Source organism: Embleya sp. NPDC001921, assembly GCF_053594475.1.
Genome location: NZ_JBSFEO010000017.1, coordinates 190765 through 209240 on the forward strand (window position 1 = coordinate 190765; position 18476 = coordinate 209240).

General features: G+C 73.0%; 14 protein-coding genes. 7 read left to right on the forward strand and 7 right to left on the reverse strand.

Features of this window, described 5'->3' with window-relative positions:
• Positions 1 to 35: 35 nt before the first annotated feature.
• A complete protein-coding gene (locus ACWCPW_RS21535; RefSeq protein WP_449763186.1) occupies positions 36 to 1484 on the reverse strand; it encodes an aldehyde dehydrogenase family protein in 1449 nt (482 codons plus the stop codon).
• A gap of 281 nt (positions 1485 to 1765) precedes the next feature.
• On the opposite strand from ACWCPW_RS21535, the gene ACWCPW_RS21540 reads away from it, so the two are divergent.
• Positions 1766 to 3232, forward strand: coding sequence for an APC family permease (locus ACWCPW_RS21540; protein WP_449763187.1), 1467 nt, complete (start codon positions 1766 to 1768; stop codon positions 3230 to 3232).
• Between the two features lie 140 nt (positions 3233 to 3372).
• Positions 3373 to 3909 (forward strand): hypothetical protein, encoded by a 537-nt coding sequence (locus tag ACWCPW_RS21545; protein ID WP_449763188.1) that lies wholly within the window; start codon positions 3373 to 3375, stop codon positions 3907 to 3909.
• Here ACWCPW_RS21545 and ACWCPW_RS21550 read toward each other — a convergent pair.
• The gene (locus tag ACWCPW_RS21550; RefSeq protein WP_449763189.1) at positions 3867 to 8657 is read right to left on the reverse strand and encodes a HEAT repeat domain-containing protein; all 4791 of its coding nucleotides are present in this window, start codon (positions 8655 to 8657) and stop codon (positions 3867 to 3869) included. The two genes, ACWCPW_RS21545 and ACWCPW_RS21550, sit on opposite strands and share 43 nt — an antisense overlap.
• A gap of 343 nt (positions 8658 to 9000) precedes the next feature.
• Between ACWCPW_RS21550 and ACWCPW_RS21555 the strand changes: the two genes are divergently transcribed.
• Positions 9001 to 9900, forward strand: a complete 900-nt coding sequence (locus ACWCPW_RS21555) for a GNAT family N-acetyltransferase (RefSeq protein WP_449763190.1) — start codon at positions 9001 to 9003, stop codon at positions 9898 to 9900.
• A gap of 210 nt (positions 9901 to 10110) precedes the next feature.
• Here ACWCPW_RS21555 and ACWCPW_RS21560 read toward each other — a convergent pair whose 3' ends face one another.
• Positions 10111 to 10413: a carbohydrate-binding protein gene (locus ACWCPW_RS21560; RefSeq protein ID WP_449763191.1), complete on the reverse strand. Its 303-nt coding sequence runs from the start codon at positions 10411 to 10413 to the stop codon at positions 10111 to 10113.
• Between the two features lie 242 nt (positions 10414 to 10655).
• Between ACWCPW_RS21560 and ACWCPW_RS21565 the strand changes: the two genes are divergently transcribed.
• From ACWCPW_RS21565 to ACWCPW_RS21575, 3 genes are all read left to right on the forward strand, one after another.
• Complete coding sequence (locus tag ACWCPW_RS21565; protein WP_449763192.1) at positions 10656 to 11168, forward strand: hypothetical protein; 513 nt, start codon at positions 10656 to 10658, stop codon at positions 11166 to 11168.
• 355 nt (positions 11169 to 11523) lie between these two features.
• Complete coding sequence (locus ACWCPW_RS21570; protein ID WP_449763209.1) at positions 11524 to 12267, forward strand: GntR family transcriptional regulator; 744 nt, start codon at positions 11524 to 11526, stop codon at positions 12265 to 12267.
• A 111-nt stretch (positions 12268 to 12378) separates the two neighbouring features.
• Positions 12379 to 13542: an ROK family protein gene (locus ACWCPW_RS21575; RefSeq protein ID WP_449763193.1), complete on the forward strand. Its 1164-nt coding sequence runs from the start codon at positions 12379 to 12381 to the stop codon at positions 13540 to 13542.
• Positions 13543 to 13592: 50 nt separating this feature from the next.
• Here ACWCPW_RS21575 and ACWCPW_RS21580 read toward each other — a convergent pair whose 3' ends face one another.
• On the reverse strand, positions 13593 to 14033 hold the full coding sequence (locus ACWCPW_RS21580; protein WP_449763194.1) for a nitroreductase family deazaflavin-dependent oxidoreductase: 441 nt from the start codon (positions 14031 to 14033) through the stop codon (positions 13593 to 13595).
• On the reverse strand, positions 14030 to 14668 hold the full coding sequence (locus ACWCPW_RS21585; protein ID WP_449763195.1) for an NAD(P)-dependent oxidoreductase: 639 nt from the start codon (positions 14666 to 14668) through the stop codon (positions 14030 to 14032). The genes ACWCPW_RS21580 and ACWCPW_RS21585 overlap by 4 nt, the downstream gene beginning before the upstream one ends.
• A 101-nt stretch (positions 14669 to 14769) precedes the next feature.
• Between ACWCPW_RS21585 and ACWCPW_RS21590 the strand changes: the two genes are divergently transcribed.
• Entirely contained in the window at positions 14770 to 15159 is a 390-nt protein-coding gene (locus ACWCPW_RS21590; protein WP_449763196.1) for a winged helix-turn-helix transcriptional regulator, read from the forward strand.
• A 128-nt stretch (positions 15160 to 15287) separates the two neighbouring features.
• On the opposite strand, the gene ACWCPW_RS21595 is transcribed toward ACWCPW_RS21590, so the two are convergent.
• Both ACWCPW_RS21595 and ACWCPW_RS21600 read right to left on the reverse strand, forming a co-directional pair.
• Positions 15288 to 16337: an SIS domain-containing protein gene (locus ACWCPW_RS21595; protein WP_449763197.1), complete on the reverse strand. Its 1050-nt coding sequence runs from the start codon at positions 16335 to 16337 to the stop codon at positions 15288 to 15290.
• A 250-nt stretch (positions 16338 to 16587) separates the two neighbouring features.
• Complete coding sequence (locus tag ACWCPW_RS21600) at positions 16588 to 17631, reverse strand: hypothetical protein (protein WP_449763198.1); 1044 nt, start codon at positions 17629 to 17631, stop codon at positions 16588 to 16590.
• Positions 17632 to 18476 lie beyond the last annotated feature (845 nt).

Consider the following 18476-nt stretch of genomic DNA (forward strand, 5'->3'; position numbering starts at 1 on the left):
CAAGCCGTCAACAGCCCGGCCGGCGCGGTCGAGGGCTAGAGGTTGATGACGCCCGTGCGCAGGTCGGACATGTCCAGCAGCGTGTGCTTGCCGCCGATGCGGCCCCAACCCGTACCCCGGTTGCCGGCTCCGCCGAAGGGCATGTTCACGTCCCAGAAGCACGTGCTGTCGTTGACCACGACCTGACCGACCGCCATCTCCTCGACGAATCGGTACGCCGCGCGCATGCTGCTCGTGAACACCGCGCCCTGGAGGCCGAGCTTGTCGTCGTTGGCCAGCCGCAGCGCGTCGTCCTCGTCGGCGGCGGTGATGATCGGCACGACCGGACCGAAGGACTCCTCGCGTGAGAGCAGGCTGTCCACCGGCACCTGGTCCACGACGGTGAACTCGTAGTACAGGTCGGTCGGCATGCCCTCGCGGCGCTTGCCGCCCAGCAGCACCTTCGCGCCGCGCTCGTGCGCGTCGGCGATGTGCCGGTCCATCTTGGCGGCGACGCCCTCGTTGTTGAGCGAGCCCAGGTTGGTCGCGGCGTCGAACGGGTCGCCGAGCACCACGTCCTCGGCGGCGCGCAGTACGGCGGCCACGAACGCGTCGTGCACCTCGTCCACCACGATCACCCGCTCGGTGGCGCAGCAGACCTGCCCGGCGCACAGGTACGCGCCGTACACCGCGGCCTTGGCGGCGGCATCCAGGTCGGCGTCCGCCAGCACGACCAGCGGGCCGTTGCCGGAGCACTCCATGATCGAGCGCTTGAGGCCGGCGGTGGCCTGGATCTTGGCGCCGGTCGCGGAGGAGCCGATGAAGCCGATCGCGTCGATGCCGTCGTGCCGCACCAGCGCGTCGCCGGTGGCGCCCTCGCCCGGGAGGATGTTGATCAGGCCCTCGGGGACACCGGCGGCGACGAACGCCTCCATCGCCTTGAGCACGGTCAGCGGCGTGTTGGCCGGCGGCTTGACCACGTGCGCGTTGCCGGTGGCCAGGCCCGGGGCGACGAACTCGGCGAGCATGAGCAGCGGGAAGTTCCAGGGGGTGATGATGCCCCACGTGCCGACCGGCGCGTAGAAGGTCCACATGCGCTTGGTGCCGTCGGTGGAGGGCATCGTCTCGCCGTGCAGCCGGACCGCGTCCTCGGCGTGCAGGTGGAAGAGCTGCGCGGCCTCCTCGATGTCGGCGACCGACTCGGCGAGCGGCTTGCCCTGCTCCAGGGTCTGCAGGCGGGCCAGCTCGTCGACGCGCTTGGTGATCTCGTCGCCGATGCGGTGACACAGCTCGGCGCGCTGCCAGACGTTGACCCTGGCCCACGCGCGCTGCGCGGTGTTGGCGGCGGCGACGGCCTTGTCCAGGTCCGCGGCGGTGGGGACCGGGATGGTGGCGACGTACTCGCCGGTGACCGGGCTGATCACGTCGTAGCCCTCGGCGCCGGAGCCGTCCACGTAGGCGCCGTTGATGAAGAACTGATGGCGGGCGGAGCCGTTGCTGCTCATACGGGGGGATCCCTCTCTGCTCTCGGGCGACGTGTACTCAGAGTTCATCAGCAACTTTGACCTGTCAATAGATCTCAATGAGCAACTTCCACAGGTCTCATTTGTCGAATGAACAAAGACGAACCCTTGACGTGGTCGAAAACTCGCATCTATAACAGGGCCATCAGCAGGGCCGACGACGACGCCGACAGCGGCGCCCCCGGAGCCCGCGACCCCCTCCCTCAAGCGGCCGTCCCCCGGGCTCACCCACCGGCCGCCTCCACCCCGCGAAGGGGATACAGATGTCCGCATCAACTCAGCCGGCCGCCCCCGGCGCGACCGGCCCCGGTACGGCCGACTCCGCAGCGAACCCGCCCGCGCTCGCCAAGAAGATGCGCTGGTACGACGGCTTCGCGATGTCACTGACCATGCCCGCCGCCCTGATCGCCTCGCTCGGCGCGTCGATCGGCGGCCTCGGCGCGTGGGGCGCGATCGCGCTGTGGGCCGGGTCGATGGTCCTGGCCACGATCGCCAACTGGATCTACACCGAGCTCGCCGCGATGTTCCCCGAGTCCTCCGGCGGCATCGCGCACTACGCCACCGAGGGGTGGAAGAAGCGCGCGCCGTTCGTCGGCCCGCTGGCCAGCATCGGCTACTGGTTCCCCTGGACCACCGCGCTGTCCGTGTACGCGGGCATCATCGGCTCGCTCGTCCAGGCCCAGTGGTTCAAGGGCCAGGACTGGACGCTGGACCTGGGCTTCGCCGAGCTGACCTTCCCGATCGTGGTCGGCATCGCGGTGATCGTGCTGCTGTTCGGCGCGGCCATGTTCGGCCTGCACGTCGCGATGTGGGTCGTCTACGTCACCGGCGGCATGCTGCTGGTGCCGCTCGCGGTGTTCATCGTGCTGCCGTTCGCCAGTGGCGACTGGAGCGCGAGCAACCTGCACTGGAACCTGCACGGCGCGGCGGGCATCCGCGAGTCGCTGGTGTGGCTGTACGTGATGGCCTGGACCTCGTTCGGCGTCGAGGTCTGCGCGACCTTCGCGCCGGAATACAAGGACACCGTCAAGGACACCTCCCGGGCGCTGCGCGCGGGCGTGCTGTTCTCCCTGGGCGTGTTCATCCTGCTGCCGCTGGCCCTGGCCGGGTACGTCGGCGAGGGCGCCATCGCGCTCGACCCGACCACGTTCTACGTCGGCGCGTTCAACGACCTGGTGGGCGGCGCGGCCGACCTTATGGTGGTCTTCCTGATCGCGTCGCTGCTGCTGATCATGATCACCGGCCTGGCCGACGGGTCGCGCGTGCTCTACAACATGGGCAAGGAGGGCACCACGATCAAGCAGGTCGGCGTGCTCGACAAGCGCGGCGTGCCGGCTCGGGCGCTGATGATCGCGCTCGTGGTCAACGTGGTCATCCTGATCGCGCTCAAGACACCGCTGGCGATCATCGTGACCGGCAACCTGGGCTACATCCTGACCCACATCCTGGCCATCTCCGGCTTCGCGATGTTGCGCAGGGACCGCCCGGACCTGGCCCGCCCGATCCGACTGCCGGGCTTCTTCGTCCCGTTGGCCTGGCTGCTCGCCGCGTTCCTGACCGTGGTGCTGGTGGTCGGCGCGACCGGCTTCTCCATCACCGGCTACGGCGGCTTCAAGGAACTGGGGATCGCCTGCGGGGTGCTGGTCACCGGCGTGGCGTTGTGGCTGTACCGCACCAAGGTCCAGGACCCGCGCGACGCGGCCCACACCGGGTCGACGCACCGCCGCTGACCCGAGCCCACGACCAACCAACGAACGGGGTCCCGCGCCTGGCGCGGGGCCCCGTTTCGTCGTCGGTGCCCGGCTCGAAGCCCCGTCCCGCCGGTCTCCACTGACATGGGTTGTCAGGTGATCGGGTCTACCGTCCGGCCATGTCCTTCACCGCGAAACTCCTCCGCGCCCACCCGCCGATCGAGGTGGCGGGTCGGCGGATCAAGCGCTACCACGTCACGCGCGATCCACGCGGGATCGATCCCGCCGTCGAGGCCGCCGCCTACGCGATCCTGCCCGAGTTGTTGCCCGAGCCGGACGGCACGCCGCCCGCGTCGTTCGTCGTGCTGCACCGAGGCGCGGACGACGGCGCGTATCTCAATGTGTACAGCTGGGTGTGGGACAACACCCTGCACTTCGCCGGTGTCGCGGCGGGCCAGCCGGTGCTCGGCTGTCCGGACCGCGACCCGACCAACTTCGTACGAGTGGAGCGCTCGTTGATCGGCTGCGTCTGGGAGTTGCCGCCGATCCTGCACGAACGCGACGCGTGGGTACGGCACATGCTCATCCCGGAGTCGCCCGACGGCGCCGACCTGGACGCCTACCTCGCCGACTCGCTTCCCGACGGCAGTACCGAGGACCGCGCCGGGTACGGTCACCTCGGCGCGGCCTCGATCCGCTCGCGCAGTTCGGTGTAGCGGGCGCGGCGGTCCGGGCGGGCGTGCGCGGCGGCCTTGCGCAGTGCGGGCAGCGCGGGCACGCCGATCCGGGCCAGTGCCTCGGCGGCGGCCTCGCGAAGCACCGGGTCGGTGTCCCCGAACAGGGTGACCAGTGCCGGAACGGCGGGCTCCCAACCGGCGTGGGACAGCGTACGGATCGCCATGCGCACGATGTCCCGACGCGGATCGGCCAGCAACCCCTCGGTGTGCCGCAGGTACCCGGCGCGGTCGAGCAGGCGGCGCGAGAGGCGATGCGCGTGCAGCCGCACCCTCGGGACCGGATGGCTCAGCGACTCGACCACGAGGGCCCGTACTTCGTCGTCGCCGCCGTGCTCGTCGGCGAGTCGGGACAGGGCCCGGCGGGCCTGTTCGGGTCCGTCGCCGCGGACCGTGGCGATCAGTTCGTCGCGGGTGGGGCGCTCGGTGCCGGCGGGTACCGAGCGGGTCCGCAACTCGGCCAGGACTGCGCCGCTTCGGGTCGCGGCCTCGACACCGAGCACGAACCCGTCGGTCGGGTTCAGGCGGTCGGCGAGGTCCGTGCGTCCCTCCGCCCGCAACCGGCGAACGGTCTCGGTGAGTTCCGGGGTGCGCCGCGTCGAACGACCCGCCAGCAGGTCCAGGCAGCCCCAGCGGCCGGCGTCGAGCCGGGTCCGCAACACCTCGGCGAGCGTGTCGGCGGGGATGCGCCGGGTGGCGGTGAGCACCCGGGCCCTGGTCGCCGGTGCGCCGTTCTCCCACCAGGAGACCAGGTGCGGCGCCATCCGCTCCGACTCCTCCACCGGCATCAGGGCGCACAGCCTCGCGGCCCGTTCCCGACCACCCTCGTCGTAGTCGGTGAAGTCCGTGACGCCGAGCAGGGCCCGGGCAAGCCCGGGCCGCGGCGGCAGGTCCGGCGTGCCCCGCAGGTAGGCGTCGAGCGTGGCCCGCCGCACCTTTGGCTCGTCCCAGTCGCTCAACGTGCGCGCGGCGGCGGTGCGGCGCGCGGGTTCGGCGGCGGTGAGCAGGGCGAGCAGGCGTTCGCGCTGTGCGGTCGAGCGCGGTTGGTCCAGGTCGGTCGGATCCGGGACCCGCGGGGGCGTGGCGGCCCGTGCCACCCGCGCGGCCCGTTCGGCCCGTTCGGCCAGGACCCACGCGGGCGCGCCGATCGGCTGAAGCTCCGTCAACCAGTCGAGCAGGGGCCCCCGGCAGGCGGTATCGGCGGCCGGAAAGGCGTCGATCAGCGCGTCGACACGCGCTCGGGAGTCGAGGTCCGCAGGGTCGGCGGCGCCGGTGCCGGAGCCGGCGGCGGCATCGGCCCCGACCCCAGACCCGACCTCGGCCCCGGCCTCGGCTCCGCCCCCGGCTCGGAAGGCGACGAAGGCCCGGAGCGAGCGCACCGCGTCGTCCAGGGCGGACCGCCACGCGGCGACACGGGCCGACGTTTCGGTGTCGACGGCCGCCACGTGGCGGTCGCCCGCAGCGGCACGGTCCAGGGCCGGGTCGAACTCGCCGGCGCGCCGATCGGGCTCGACCCTCGCCGCGTCCGCCGCCGCCGTCGGCACGAACGTGAGCCTGAGCACCTCGACTTCCACCTCCCACGGGTTCGGTCCCAGCCGCGCTCCACTCAACGCCCGGTCCACGTCGTCCCGGGTGAGTACGGCTCCACATCCCCGCAACACCGCCAACGGCGCCCGCCCGGCGAAGGATTGCGCCGGCAACGCCCGAACGCGGGCCGCCAGGACGAACGCGGCGACCTCGGACAACGTGTCGGCGATGCCTTCGAGTACCTCCCACACCCCGGCCACGGCGCCGAGTTCGGCGGCGAGCACGTCGTACGCGTCGGCGAACGCACCGCGTTCGGCGGCCGACCACGGCGCGGGGCACACGTCCAGGGCGAGGCGCAGCACCGTGGCCCGATCCGTCGGGCGATCCCGCGCGACCGCCATCAACTGCGGCAACGCCGCCCGCAGGTCGACCCGTTGCCCGACGCCGATGTCCCCCGAGCGCGCCGCCAGCCGCAACGCCGCGCGCGCGTCGTCGTGACCGGGCCGCCAACCCCGCCGGGCGAGCGTGATCAGGTCCGCCCGTATCTCGGCGTCCTCGTCGGCCGCCGGCTCCGGCAGCGCGATGTCGTACGCCGCGAACTCCGCGGTCAGGTACCGCAGCCGACCGCACTTCAACCACGTCGTGCCCCGCGCCAAGCCGGTCAGCAGCGCTTCCGCGACCGGGGATCCGCGCCGGACCAGGGCCGCCACGGCCGGCGCGGACAACTCCCACGGCAACGCGTCGAGCAGCAGCGCGCGTTCGCGCGCGTCCGTCGCGCGTTCCGCCGCCGCCACCACGCACACCGCGTACGCCTCCCGCCCCAGGACGACCCGGAGCGCACGCGTCAGCGACTCGCGCAGGCCCGGGTTGTCGTGCCGGCCGAGCCACCGCAGCAGCGCCGGGACCTGGGCCGGCGTAGCGGCGTCGATCAGCGCCTGTGCCGCCGTCTTCTTGATGTTCATCGCCGGGTGGTCCAGGCATGCCGCGATCGCCTCACCCGCCCACCGGGCCCGCGCGTGGCCGAGGGCGAGCAGGGCCTGACGCACCGTCTGCGGGTCGGCGGCCGAGGTGAGCGGGATCAGGCTCGCGGACAGGGACCGCGCGGCGTCCAGGTCGGCGTCGTGCGCGAGCAGTGCGATGACGTGCTTGCGCACGTGCGGATCACGGTGTCGGATCAGGTGGTGGACACGGTCCTTGACGTGTGCGGACGGTACCCGGCCGAGGAGTTCGAGCAGAACGGCCAGTTCGGCGTCGGTGACGCCGCCGCGCTCCAGCAGGCCGAGCGTGAGATCCACGACCAGCGCCTCCCGCGCCGCCTCCGGCGAGGACGCGTCGAGCAGGCAGACCGGACGCAACGCGCGGCGCCGGTACAGGCGTTCGCCCAGGTCGCCGATCGCCTGGTACACGTTTCCCGGCACGACCGGTTCGGCGACCTCCTCGCCGCGATTCGCGACGAGGTCGCTCACCACGCGCAGCAGCAGGTCCGCGAGCGCCGGAATGGCGCGCGCGTCGCCGTGGTCGGCGAGTCGGCACAGCGCCTCGCCGGGCCGGAGCACGTCCGGATCCGAGGTCCACACCGCGAGTTCGTCCGGGTCGGGAATGCCGAGATCCGCGGCGACGCGTTCGGGCAGCCCCCGAGGATTGAGCCGAGCGCGCAACCCTCGGCGCGCGGCCGGATCGTCGGTGAGGTGCCACAGCACCTCCAGCGCGAGGCCCGCCGCCGGGCGCAGATACGGCGCGACCACACCGTCGGGGTCGGTGACACCCAGCGCCTCGCGCAGCACCTCGACCGTGCGCGCGCCGCCGATCGCCTCCAGCGCCCGCAGCGCCGCCCGGGGCGCGCGCGGCAGGGTGGCGAGGACGGCGTCCTCCGCCTCCTGGTAACGCAGTTCGCGCAGCACGGACAGGATCGGCTCGGGTCGGGCCGAGTCCGCGAGACGCGCGGTGAGCACCGCGCCGACCGGCAGGTCGGGGGCGCCCTGGGCGGCCAACGCGTGCAGCAGTTCGACGCGCCGATCCTCGTGCGGGTCGTCGTCCGCGACCGCGGTCAAGGCCCGCAACGCCTCGTGCCGCACGGTGAACAGCACGATCGCGACATCCGCGGTGGACACGCGGTAGTCGGCGAGCGCGATCTCGATCACGGCCGGCACATCGTCGGCCCGCACGAAGTGCCCGCGTCGATGCATCGCCCGCAGACACGCGACGAACGGTTCGGCGAACAACAACGGGTCCGTGCCCGCGAGCCCCGACAGCCCTGCCGTCTCGCCGCGTTCGGCGAACTCCCCGACCCACTCCAGGGCGCGCCGCCGCGGGCTCCCCGGCAATCCCGGATCGGCCGCGATCTCGCGCAACAAGCCGGCCAGGCAGAACCGGGCCGCCGTCTCGACGGCCTCGGGGTACGCCGACGTCAGCCGCCGCAACGCCGGCTCGACGCCCGAAGGTGCGTCGCCGGCGGCCCACGGTTGGGCCAGTTCGGCCAGCGCTCCCGCGACCACCCGCGCCCCGCCGGCCGGATCCAGCAGTTCGACCAGCCATCCGCGCGCCTGCTCCGGCCCGAGCAGCGCGCCGTGCACCGCCTCCCGGACCACGCCCAGCGCCGCCGCGCGCAGCACCGGATCGGGCCGCGCGACCAACCCGCGCAGGTAGCCGTCCAGGTCGGCCGGCGCCTCGGCGTCGATCGCGCGCACCGCCTGGTACAGCTCCTCGCCCGGCGGTTCGGCCCGCACGGTCGCCTCGGGTCGGGCGATGATCTCCGCGCGCAGCCAGGCGATCCGGACCTTGGCCGGCCATGCCGCCGACCGCCATTCCGGCACCGGGACGCGCAGTCGCGCGTACGCCTCGGCCAGCACCAGCGCCGTCTCGGCAGAGCCGGTCGACACGGCGGACGACGCCGAGCCGGCCGGCACCGTGGACGCCAGGGCCGCCGACGCCGCGGACAGCAGGGACTCCCCCTCCGCGAAGGAGCGCTGATCGGGCCGCCCGGCACGGTCGCGGAGCAGTACCACCCCGAGGTGGCGCGGCACCGAATCCGCGTGCCCGATCAACCGCCGCAACACCGCGACCGGGCACGGCGTCCTCTCGAAGTAGGCGAAGAGCCGGCCCACGTCGCCCCGACGCACGGCGTCCGTCACGGCGTCCGGCACCGCCTCCGGCACGGCGCCCCGCACCGCGTCCTTCCCGCGGGCCCGGTCGGAAGTCGTCATCGGTCGATCCTAGGCAGGCCGCCGATCCGGCACGAACGAGTATTCCCGCGGCCTGCCGGCGCTCGCCGGGCGCGCCCGCCCGCACCGGGCGCACGACGCACCACCCCGCCACCCCACCGGCCCACCGGCCCACCCGCGCCCCGACCTGACAGGTCCGCGGTACCACCCTTGCCGTCGGGCCGCCGCGCCGGCTACGTTCGCCACCTCACCGCCCACCATTCGGTCGGGCCCCGGCCGAGCGAGGAGGTGTGCGGCGGATGCGCGCGAGTGCCCGGATGCCCCGAATCGGCCCCACCGGTTTCGACCGTCCTCTTCCCGGCCCGCACCCTTCGCTGGAGTCTTCTTGTCCACGCACCTCACTCCGCTGACCGACCCCGAGCAGAGCCCGGCCGGTCGCCGACTGGCCTGGCTGGCCTCCGATGCCGACGGGATCCCGCTCGGCTCGGCCTTCCTGCGGCTGTTCGGCAGGCCCGGACAGGACCACCTGGCCGAACTCGACCTGCGCGTCCACCCGGCCGAGCGCCGCCGCGGCACCGGCGGTCGGCTCCTGGCCGCGGCGGTCGAGGCGGCCCGCGCGGACGGGCGCCGATCGCTCCTGGCCCAGGCCGAGGTCGACTCCCCCGGCGACCGCTTCCTGGCGGCGCGCGGCTTCCGCGCGGTACTGACGCTGATCTACGCCCGGCTCCCGCTCGCCGAGGTCGACCTCGCGGCGGTGACCGAGGTCGCCGAGCGAGCACATCCCGGCTATCGCTTCCTGGCCTGGGACGGCACCGTCCCGGACGAGTGGGCCGACACCTTCGCCGACTCCCGCCGGGCGATGGACGACATGCCGATGGGCGACACCGACTACGGGACGGTGGTCTGGGACGTGGACCGGGTTCGGGCGGCGGCGCGGGCCATCGCGGACCGCGGCGAACTGCTGCACACGATCGCCGCGATCGACACCGCCGACGGGTCGATCGTGGGCTTCACCGAGCTGGTCGTCCCCGGCGACGGCAAGGGCGACGGGCAGCACTACAGCACCGGCGTGTTGCCCGAGCACCGCGGGCACGGTCTCGGGCTCCGGATGAAGGCCGAGGCGATCCTCCGGGCCCGAGACCGGCACCCGGATCTGGCCGGCCTGTGCACCGACACCGCCGCCGAGAACCGCGCGATGCTCGGGATCAACGACGCCCTCGGCTACCGCCCCACCCACCGGTCCACCGAGTACCAACTCGACCTGCTCGACCTGCCGACCGGCTGAGACCGCGTCGGCACGACCCGCCGTCGGGATCGCCACGACGCCGCCACCCGGTCGGGGCCGCCGCGAACGCCGACGGACCGGAGTCGCCGATGCGGCGCCTCCGGTCCGTCACGCGCTCGCCGCGGCGTCGTCACGCCCGGCGGCGCCGGTCTCTCGCCGGCCGGGTCGACCCGCGCCGACGACCGCGCACCTCGTCCTCCGGCGGTCCGGTCAACAGGCGCCCAGGTCCTGCCACACACCCCATTGGCCGGTCGTGCCCGGCTCCTCGCCCTGCGTCCACCACTTCGCCTTCCACGCATGCCCCTTGTGCGAAACGCTGTTGTTCGCGACGTAGATCGCCGCGCGCTCCCACGCCGTGGTGCCGCGCGTGCTCGGCGGCACGGTGCTCGGCGGGATCGTCGTCGGCGGGGTCGTGGCGGGCGGCGTGGCACCCGCGAACCGTACGGAGAGCTTCGAGAGCAGGCCGGCCGACGACGCGGCCGCAGCCGGGACGGGGACGAAGCGACGGACCACGAGGGACTCCTGTGGAGAGACGTGGTATAGACCAATGGCCACAGGGTGGCCCTCCGGTTCCGAGCCGTCAATACATTGGACTAGACCAATTTTGCCGAACTCCGAGGCGTACTCGCACCCGACCGCGACGCGCCGACGACATCCGGCGGCACCACCCCGCACGCCCGGCGGCAACACCCGGGCCCAACGCGTCACCCGGACGGTTGGGTATCACTCCGGGCAATGCGGGCAGGCGTCCTGGCATGTCAACAATCGACGCCACGTCGGCCATCGACATCCCCGCCCCGAGCCCCCGCCCGCCCACGCCGGCGAAGGCCGCCGCGACCACCCGACCGACCGGGCGCCACCGCCGAGCCCGACGCCGCAAGGGCCGCCTGCACCGCCGACTGCTCGCCTACCGCGAGGTGGACCTGGTGCATTCCGCCGATCCCGCGCGCGACGGCGGCGCATGCCTGCTCCTGGTGCACCGGCGGCGGATCGTCGGATGCGTCACCTACCGGGTCTGCCCGCTGTGCGCGCTGGGCGTGATCACCGAGGTGCGCGTGCGCGAGCCCTTCCGCGACACCGGTCTGGGCACCCGGGCCCTGTCCCACCTCCAGGCCACCCACCCGGGCACCACGTGGCACAACACCGACCCCGCCCGCCTCATCGCCGACCTGATGCGCCGCATGCGCATCCCCTCCACCCCCACCCCTCCCTCCTGCCCCCACCCCCTCGCGACCCCACCGGGCCCACCCCGCACCGCCACGCCGTGACGGACGACGCGCCTCGGTCCGCCGACCGCCCGCCGCGCGGACGCGCGTACGCGGGTGGCGCGGGTGGCGCGGAACGGGCGGGTCATCCGAACTCCCGCGCACAGCTCCGGAGTCGCACCGGATTCCGCTCGCGACGCATGCCCCGGATCGGGTGGTGAACCATTCGCGCAGGTCAGCCCGGGAGGCACCGGATCGAGCGGATCGGTGTGAGCCAGGTCACCGGGAAGTTCGACCGACTTGGTCTGGACCTTTCGTGGTCCGACGCGGTTATATTCAACCGTCTTTACTAAACCGAGCATGCAATAAGTCCGCGCCGCGCAGGCGTCGGCCAGCCGAGGGGGCGTCCGTGAGCAGCATGGCGACATTGCCGGACGAAGCGGTCTTCGGCGAACCCAAGTACTGGCAACTGCGCACGTCCTTGCTCAAGGCGATCGACGAGGACTTCAACTCCGGCGACATCCTGCCCAACGAGCGCGAACTCGCGGCCCGTTTCGGCGTCGCCCGCGCCACCCTGCGGCACGCGCTGGAGCAGCTCGAACTCGAAGGCCGCCTGGTCCGCAAGCGCGGCGCCGGCACCACCGTCGCCGGCCCGCGCGTGGACGTCTCGCTCAGCGCCGACGGCGAGGGCTGGCCGGGCGTGGACCTGCGCGACCGCGAGGTGATCGACTGCGCCACCGTGCCGGCGACCGGCGAGTTCGCGGACGCCCTCAAGGGCCGCCCCTCGGCCCTGGTGCACCGGCTGCGCCGTCGCCAGTTCTCCATGCGCCAAGTGGTCGGCCTGGAGTGCCTGTACGTCTCGCGCGCCGTCGTCCCGTCGCTGTCCACCCGCGTCCCGGGCTTCGAGCGCGCCTCGCTGATGCTTCGCCAACTGCGCGGCCACCGCCTGGAGAGCCGGCACCGCGCGGTCGAACTGGGCGTGGCCGAGGCCGAGGAAGCCCGTTACCTGGAGCGTCCGCCGGGTACGGCCGTGCTGGTCGTGACGACGACGTACACCGCGCTCGGCCGGACCGCCGCGGTCACCGTGGCCACGTATCGTGCGGACACCTGCCGGCTCGCGTTCGCCGAGGCCGGGCCGGCCGCGTTGCGGCCCGCGTCCTGATCCGACGCGAAATCTGGGTACCATCCGCGCCTGAGCGACGACGACGTGCACGACGGGCGCGGGCGCCCGGGCGAACGTACCGCGCGACGGCGCGATGAGAGGACAAGAGCTGTGGCACAGGCGACCGGCGGGGACTCCTCCGTGGTCCGACGGATCAACTCCGCCGCGACCCTGCGCGCGCTGCGCGGTGGCGAGGTGTTGACGGTGACCGCGCTGATGGAGGCCACCGGACTGTCCCGCCCGACCGTCGAGGGTGTCGTGGACGGACTGCTCGCCGAGGGCCTGGTCGTGGAGACCACCACCACCGAGAGCGAGGACGGCAGCCGCCCGCGCGGCCGGCCGGCCCGACGCTTCCGCTTCCACGCCGAGGCCGGCCACCTGCTCGGCGTCGACGTCGGTGTGCACCACATCCGGGTCGTGCTCGCCGACCTCGGCGGCACGATCGTCGGCCGCGCCGCGCGCACCGTCGAGGAGGACTGCGAGGCCGAGGACCGCCTGGAGCGAGTCCGCGGCCTGATCACCGAGACGCTGCGCCGGGCCCAGATCTCGCGCGGTTCGCTGTGGGGCGTGGGCATCGGCACACCCGGAATCGTGGACACCGAGGGTGTGGTCACGCTGTCCTCGGCGATGCCGGGCTGGACCGGCCTGGATCTCGCCGGTCGACTCGGCCGCTCGTTCAGTTGTCCGGTCCAGGTCGAGAACGACGCCAACCTGGCCGCGATCGGCGAGCGTTGGAAGGGCGTCGCGGTCGGCTCCGACGACATCGTCTACGTGATGGCCGGCCTCAGCCCGGGCGCCGGCTCGTTCATCAACGGCCGCCTGCACCGCGGCTTCGGCGGCGCCGCCGGAGAGATCGGCGCGCTGCACCTGCTCGGCCGGCAGGTCACCCCGGAGAACCTGCTGTCCACCACCGGCACACCGCTGCCGCCGCTGGACGAGGCGGCCGTCGGCGAGGTGTTCCGGCACGCGGCGGCGGGCGACCCGACCGCGACCGAGGCGGTGGACCGGTTCGTCCGGCGCCTGATCCACGACGTCACCGCGCTCGTGCTGGCGCTCGATCCGGAGATCGTCGTGATCGGCGGCTGGGCGGCGGGCCTCGCCGACGCCGTTCCGCCGCTGACCAGCGAACTGCGCCGGCTGTGCCTGCGCATGCCGCGCGTGGAACTGTCCGCCCTGGGCGCCGACGGCGTCGCGCTCGGCGCCGTACGGGTGGCCCTCGACCGGGTCGAGCACCGCCTGTTCGCGGTCGAACACACCGGCTCCGCGAGAGCGTAGGGCCGGCCCGAGGAAACCCCGCCCAGGGGAACCCGGCCGGCCCGCACCCCTCACCCGATGCCCGCGATCGCCGCCGCCCGCTCGATGATCACCACCGGGATGTCCCTGGTCGTGCCCTCCTGATACGCCTGGTACGACGGCATCGCCGCCACCATCAGCCCCCACAACCTCGGCTTCTCCGCCGCCGTCGCGGTGCGCGCGTGGGCCGGCACATCCGTCACCCCGATCCTGATCGTGACGGCCGGATCGGCGACCAGGTTCAGGTACCACGCCGGATGCCGCTCGCCGCCCCGGTTCGAACCGGCCACGATCCACCGATCACCGTCGCGCGCGTACACCAACGCGGTCCGCCGCAGCAGCCCCGACCGGCGCCCGCGCGTGGTCAGCAGGAGGTCGTCGATCCCTTCCCGAGCCCGCCCGTCGCTCTCGACGAAGCGCCGGATGTGCTCCGCCACCCACGGATCGGGGCTGTCCACGACCGACCCGCTCATCGCCCGCCCTCGATCCCGACGTGCACCCGGCGCAGCTTCGGCGTGTCGATCTCGTCCAGCAGCGCGATCGCGAAGTCCGGGTAGGACACCCGGCTTTCCGCGTCGGCGGGCGCGACGCGATGGTGACCGGTACGAACGCCCTCGTGGTCGAAGTCGCCCGCCGGACTCAGCACGACCCATTCCGGCCCGGCCTGCGACGCGCTCAGCGCCGCGTTGCCCTCGGCGTGCGCGAGGAAGAACGCCCGGTACTCCTGCGGGTATCCCGGCGTATCCATCAGCAACTCGCCGGACTCGGTCGGCAGCACCGAGGCCAGGCCCACCCACACCAATCGCCCAACATCCGCCCGGGACAGCCCGTCCAGCAGCGCCCGCACCGCCCGCCCGAAGAAGTCGCCCACCGGCGCCGCCGGGTCGTACACCGCCGCGACCGCCGCGTCGTGGCCCGCCGCGAGTTGGGCCACCGCGTCCGCGTCGGTCACGTCGCCCGCGACCACCCGTAGGTCCGGGCCGGCCAGGTCCGGGTATTTCGCCGGATCGCGCACCACGGCGGTGACCCGGTGCCCCCGGCGCGACGCCTCCGCGACGGCCGTGCGTCCGGTCCGACCACCCGCGCCGAAAACGATGATGTCGCTCATTGGATGCCACCCCGCTCGTCCGGGTCGAGCCTCGTCTCGACCACCGCCGCGAACCTACCCGGGGCCCTGGTTACCTCCCGGATACCAACTACGCTGGGCCCATGAGCGAGGCCACCACGGAACCCCTGTCCGCGGACATGTTCGACCCCGTCTGCCCGTCGAACCTGTCCCCGATCCGGTTCGGCGACAAATGGGCGGCGATGATCATCCGCTGTCTGGAGGGTGGTCCGCGGCGCTTCTCCGAACTGCGCGTGCCCATGCGCGGCGTCACCGCGAAGGTGCTCACCCGGTCGCTGCGCACGCTCGAACGCGACGGGCTGATCAGCCGCACCGCCCACGACGCCCCGGTCCGCCGGGTCACCTACGCCCTCACCCCGCTGGGCCGCGGCATGCTGGTCCCGATGGCCGCCGCGTGCGAGTGGGCGGCGGCGAACTGGGACGAACTCCTGGACGCCCGCGAGGCCGCGACCGACCTGGACCGCACGGCCTGACCGCGCCCACCGGCGGGCCGGCGACTCCCGCGTCCCGGTCGACCACCGCGGGTCGGCCACCGCGTCCACGTCGTCCATCGCGTTCCGGTCGGCCACCGCGTCCAGGTCGGCCACCGCGTCCAGGTCGACTACCGCGTCTCGGTGACCTTCGCCAGTGCCCGAGGCGCGTCCGGGTCGCAGCCGCGTCCCAACGCGACCTCGCGCGCGAGCAGTTGCAGCGGCAGGATCTCCAGGATCGGCGACACCTCCTCGGCGACCCCGGTCGGCAACACGAAGCCCCGACCGTACTCGGCCACCGCTTCCGCGGACCCGATCATGTACAGATCCGCGCCGCGTTCGCGCAGCCGGTCCAGCACCGGCCGCAGCGCGGTCCCGCCCGCGCCGTCCGGTGCCACCGCGAGCACCGGCCAGGCCCGGTCGACGATCGCGAGCGGGCCGTGCATCAGGTCCGCGCCGGAGAACGCCTGCGCGCCGATGTAGCTGGTCTCCATGATCTTGAGCGCCGCCTCACGCGCGGTCGGATATCCGTAGCCACGCGCGGTGACCACGAGCCGGTCCGCGAACCGGTACCGCTCGGCCGGCACCTGGATCTCGGCCTGCCGTTCCAGGATCGCGCGGGCCGCGTCGGGCAGCGTCCGCGCCGCCTCGCCGGTGCCGCCTCGAAGGTGGTCCACCAGCAGGAACAGGGTGAGCAGCTCGGCGGTGTAGGTCTTGGTCGCGGGCAGCGCGAGTTCCGGACCGGCGAGCACGTCCAGGTGCAGGTCGGATTCGCGGGCGAGCACCGAATCGGCGTTGTTGGTCACCGCGAGGGTGAGCGCGCCGTCCGCGCGGGCCTGCCGGGCGGAGGCGATCAGGTCCGGGGAGCCGCCGGACTGACTCACCGTCACCACGAGGCAGCCGGCCAGACGTTGCCGTGCGCGGTAGGCGGTCGTGGTGGACATCGAGGTCAGGCCCGCCGGCAGGCCGAGCAGCACCTCGGTGAGGTAACGCGCGTACAGCCCCGCGTTGTCGGAGGTCCCCCGCCCGGTGAACAGCACGAACCTCGGATCGCGCGCCCGGATTTCCTCGGCGACGGCGCGGATCGCGCCGAGCCCCTCGGTCAGGATCCGAGCCAACCCTTCGGGCTGGGCCGCGATCTCACCGGCCATCACCGACCCGGGCACGGGGGAAACGGTCATCACGGCGGTACCTCCGGCTGCGACGAAGCGGAGCACGAGGTGATCCCGACGTGCCTCGACCCGCGCCGAAACAAGGCACGGCGCGGTGGACCGAAGGTATCCACCACGCCGAACGAGACGCAATATTGGTCTGGACCACTCCTGCGCCAAAGACGCCGGGCGGGTCGGAGCGGGCCACGCCCGTGCCTTGAAACCCCCACCTCCGCACCAACAACAACAGATGGAGCGGGCGGTACACCATCGCGCCGAGTCAGGCGTTCTCGCGTGTTCGTTCGGGAGCGACCTCCGCGGCGGGCTCGGCCCCGCGCCGCGACCGCCCCCGCCGCGACATCCCGCGAACCCACGTGCCCGGCATCGCCCACAACACCCGCGCCCGCGCCGGAGGCCCCGAGCTCAGCACGGCCATCCGCGCCCGAGGACCGTCCGTCCAGGCCAACCAACGCGGGCGGGTACGCCCCGCGAGCAGACCCAGCACGATCGCCGCGCCCACCGCGATCAGGTGTTCCCGGCCGGCCAGGTTGGGCAGGATGATCGACTCCAGCACCATCGACCCGCCGGTGATGGTGAAGAGTATGGGCGCGCGGTGAATGATCGAGAGGTACGTGAACAGGCCCACCACGGCCGCCGACGGACCCGTGTCCAGCACGTGTGCGGCCGACGAGGGCAGCCCGATCGCGTGGTCCGGACCGATCGCGATCATGATCCGGGCGCCCATCGTGCCCGCGAGCGTGGTCACGTAGGCGACCATCAGCGTGCGGCCCGCCCCGAGCGAGAGCTGGGCGATGGCGAACGCGAGGAACAACTGCGTGATGCCCGCCCAGACCGGCAGGTTCAACGCGGGCACGAACAGCGAGATCGGCGTCCGCAGCAGGGCCAGCCACAGCGGCAGGTCGGCACTGACACCACCGAGGAGGCGCACCACGGTCTTGCCGGTGGGGGTCTGCCCGATCGCGTGGAAGAAGATCACCGCGGAGCTGGCCACCACCGCGAGCGTGAGCCCCTTGCCGCGCGTGCGCCACAGTTGCCGGACCGGATCGGCGACGATCCCGCGCCACTCGCCGCACAGGGTCCGCCACAGGAACAGGAGCAGTTGCAGGGGCGCGGACCACAACCGGCCGCGCCAGGCGCGCGGTGCGGCGGCGGACGAACCTTCGCCGGCCGGCTTCCGTACGGTGTCCTGGGCCATCGGCTCGGCACTGTCGGGCACCCGGGCTCGGGTGAGCGTCCCCGCCGAAGCGGACCCGCCGGCGAAGTCGTCGCCGTCGTCCCGGCGATCGTCGAGAACGCGCAACACTGCTGACCAACCCCCAACGACTCGTCGAGTCCGACAGCCACGGACCCGGGCCGGTGGCGTTGTGGCATTCACTACGCCCTGCCCTCAGCGGCGCCATCGTAGGACGAGGACACGACACACCGGTCGGAAGGTTGACGCTGGGCGGACGCTCCGCGGTTGCGACAGATTCCGGTCGGCCGGGCGATGCGGGCGGTGGTGAACCGCTTTCCACACCAAAGATTACCGACTGCCGGCGCCGGCCATCGTCAACCGAATCGATGACTTCACCATGTCGACGTCATCATCTGGTCGTATGAAATCCCTCCCCACCCCCGGCCGACCTGCACCGATGCCCGGCGCGCCGGATCCGATCCGGCGCGCCGACAACCGCTGCCCGACGGCTGCTTCGAGGGTTGGTTGCGGGAACGGGCGTGTGGCGTAGGAAATTCACGCCCATGACACACCGAAGCCGTCCGGTCGCGGATGGTGGGATCCGTGGTCGGACGGCTTCGAGCACCACGTGCAGTGGTCGGGCGCGGAACACACACCCCGCCGGGTCGTCGAGGGGTGCACGCGGTCAAGTCTTGCCCAGGTGGTGCCCAGGTTTTGCCCAGGTTCCGCTAAGACTGCGTCGAGAGTGGAGCCGGCGCCGGCCGGTCCGGCCCCGATCCGGTGCAACCCGGCTCGGGCCCGCACCGGCCCATCCGCACCTCGCCTTCGGCACGCGCGCGCTCGCGTCGCGCCCCGTCCTCAGCCCGTCCTCGGCCCGAACTCAGCCCGAACTCAGCGCCTCGGTCGGTGGCAGTCGTGCCGCGCGGCCGGCCGGGTACAGGCCGGCGAGTGCGCCGATCGCGACCGATGCCGCG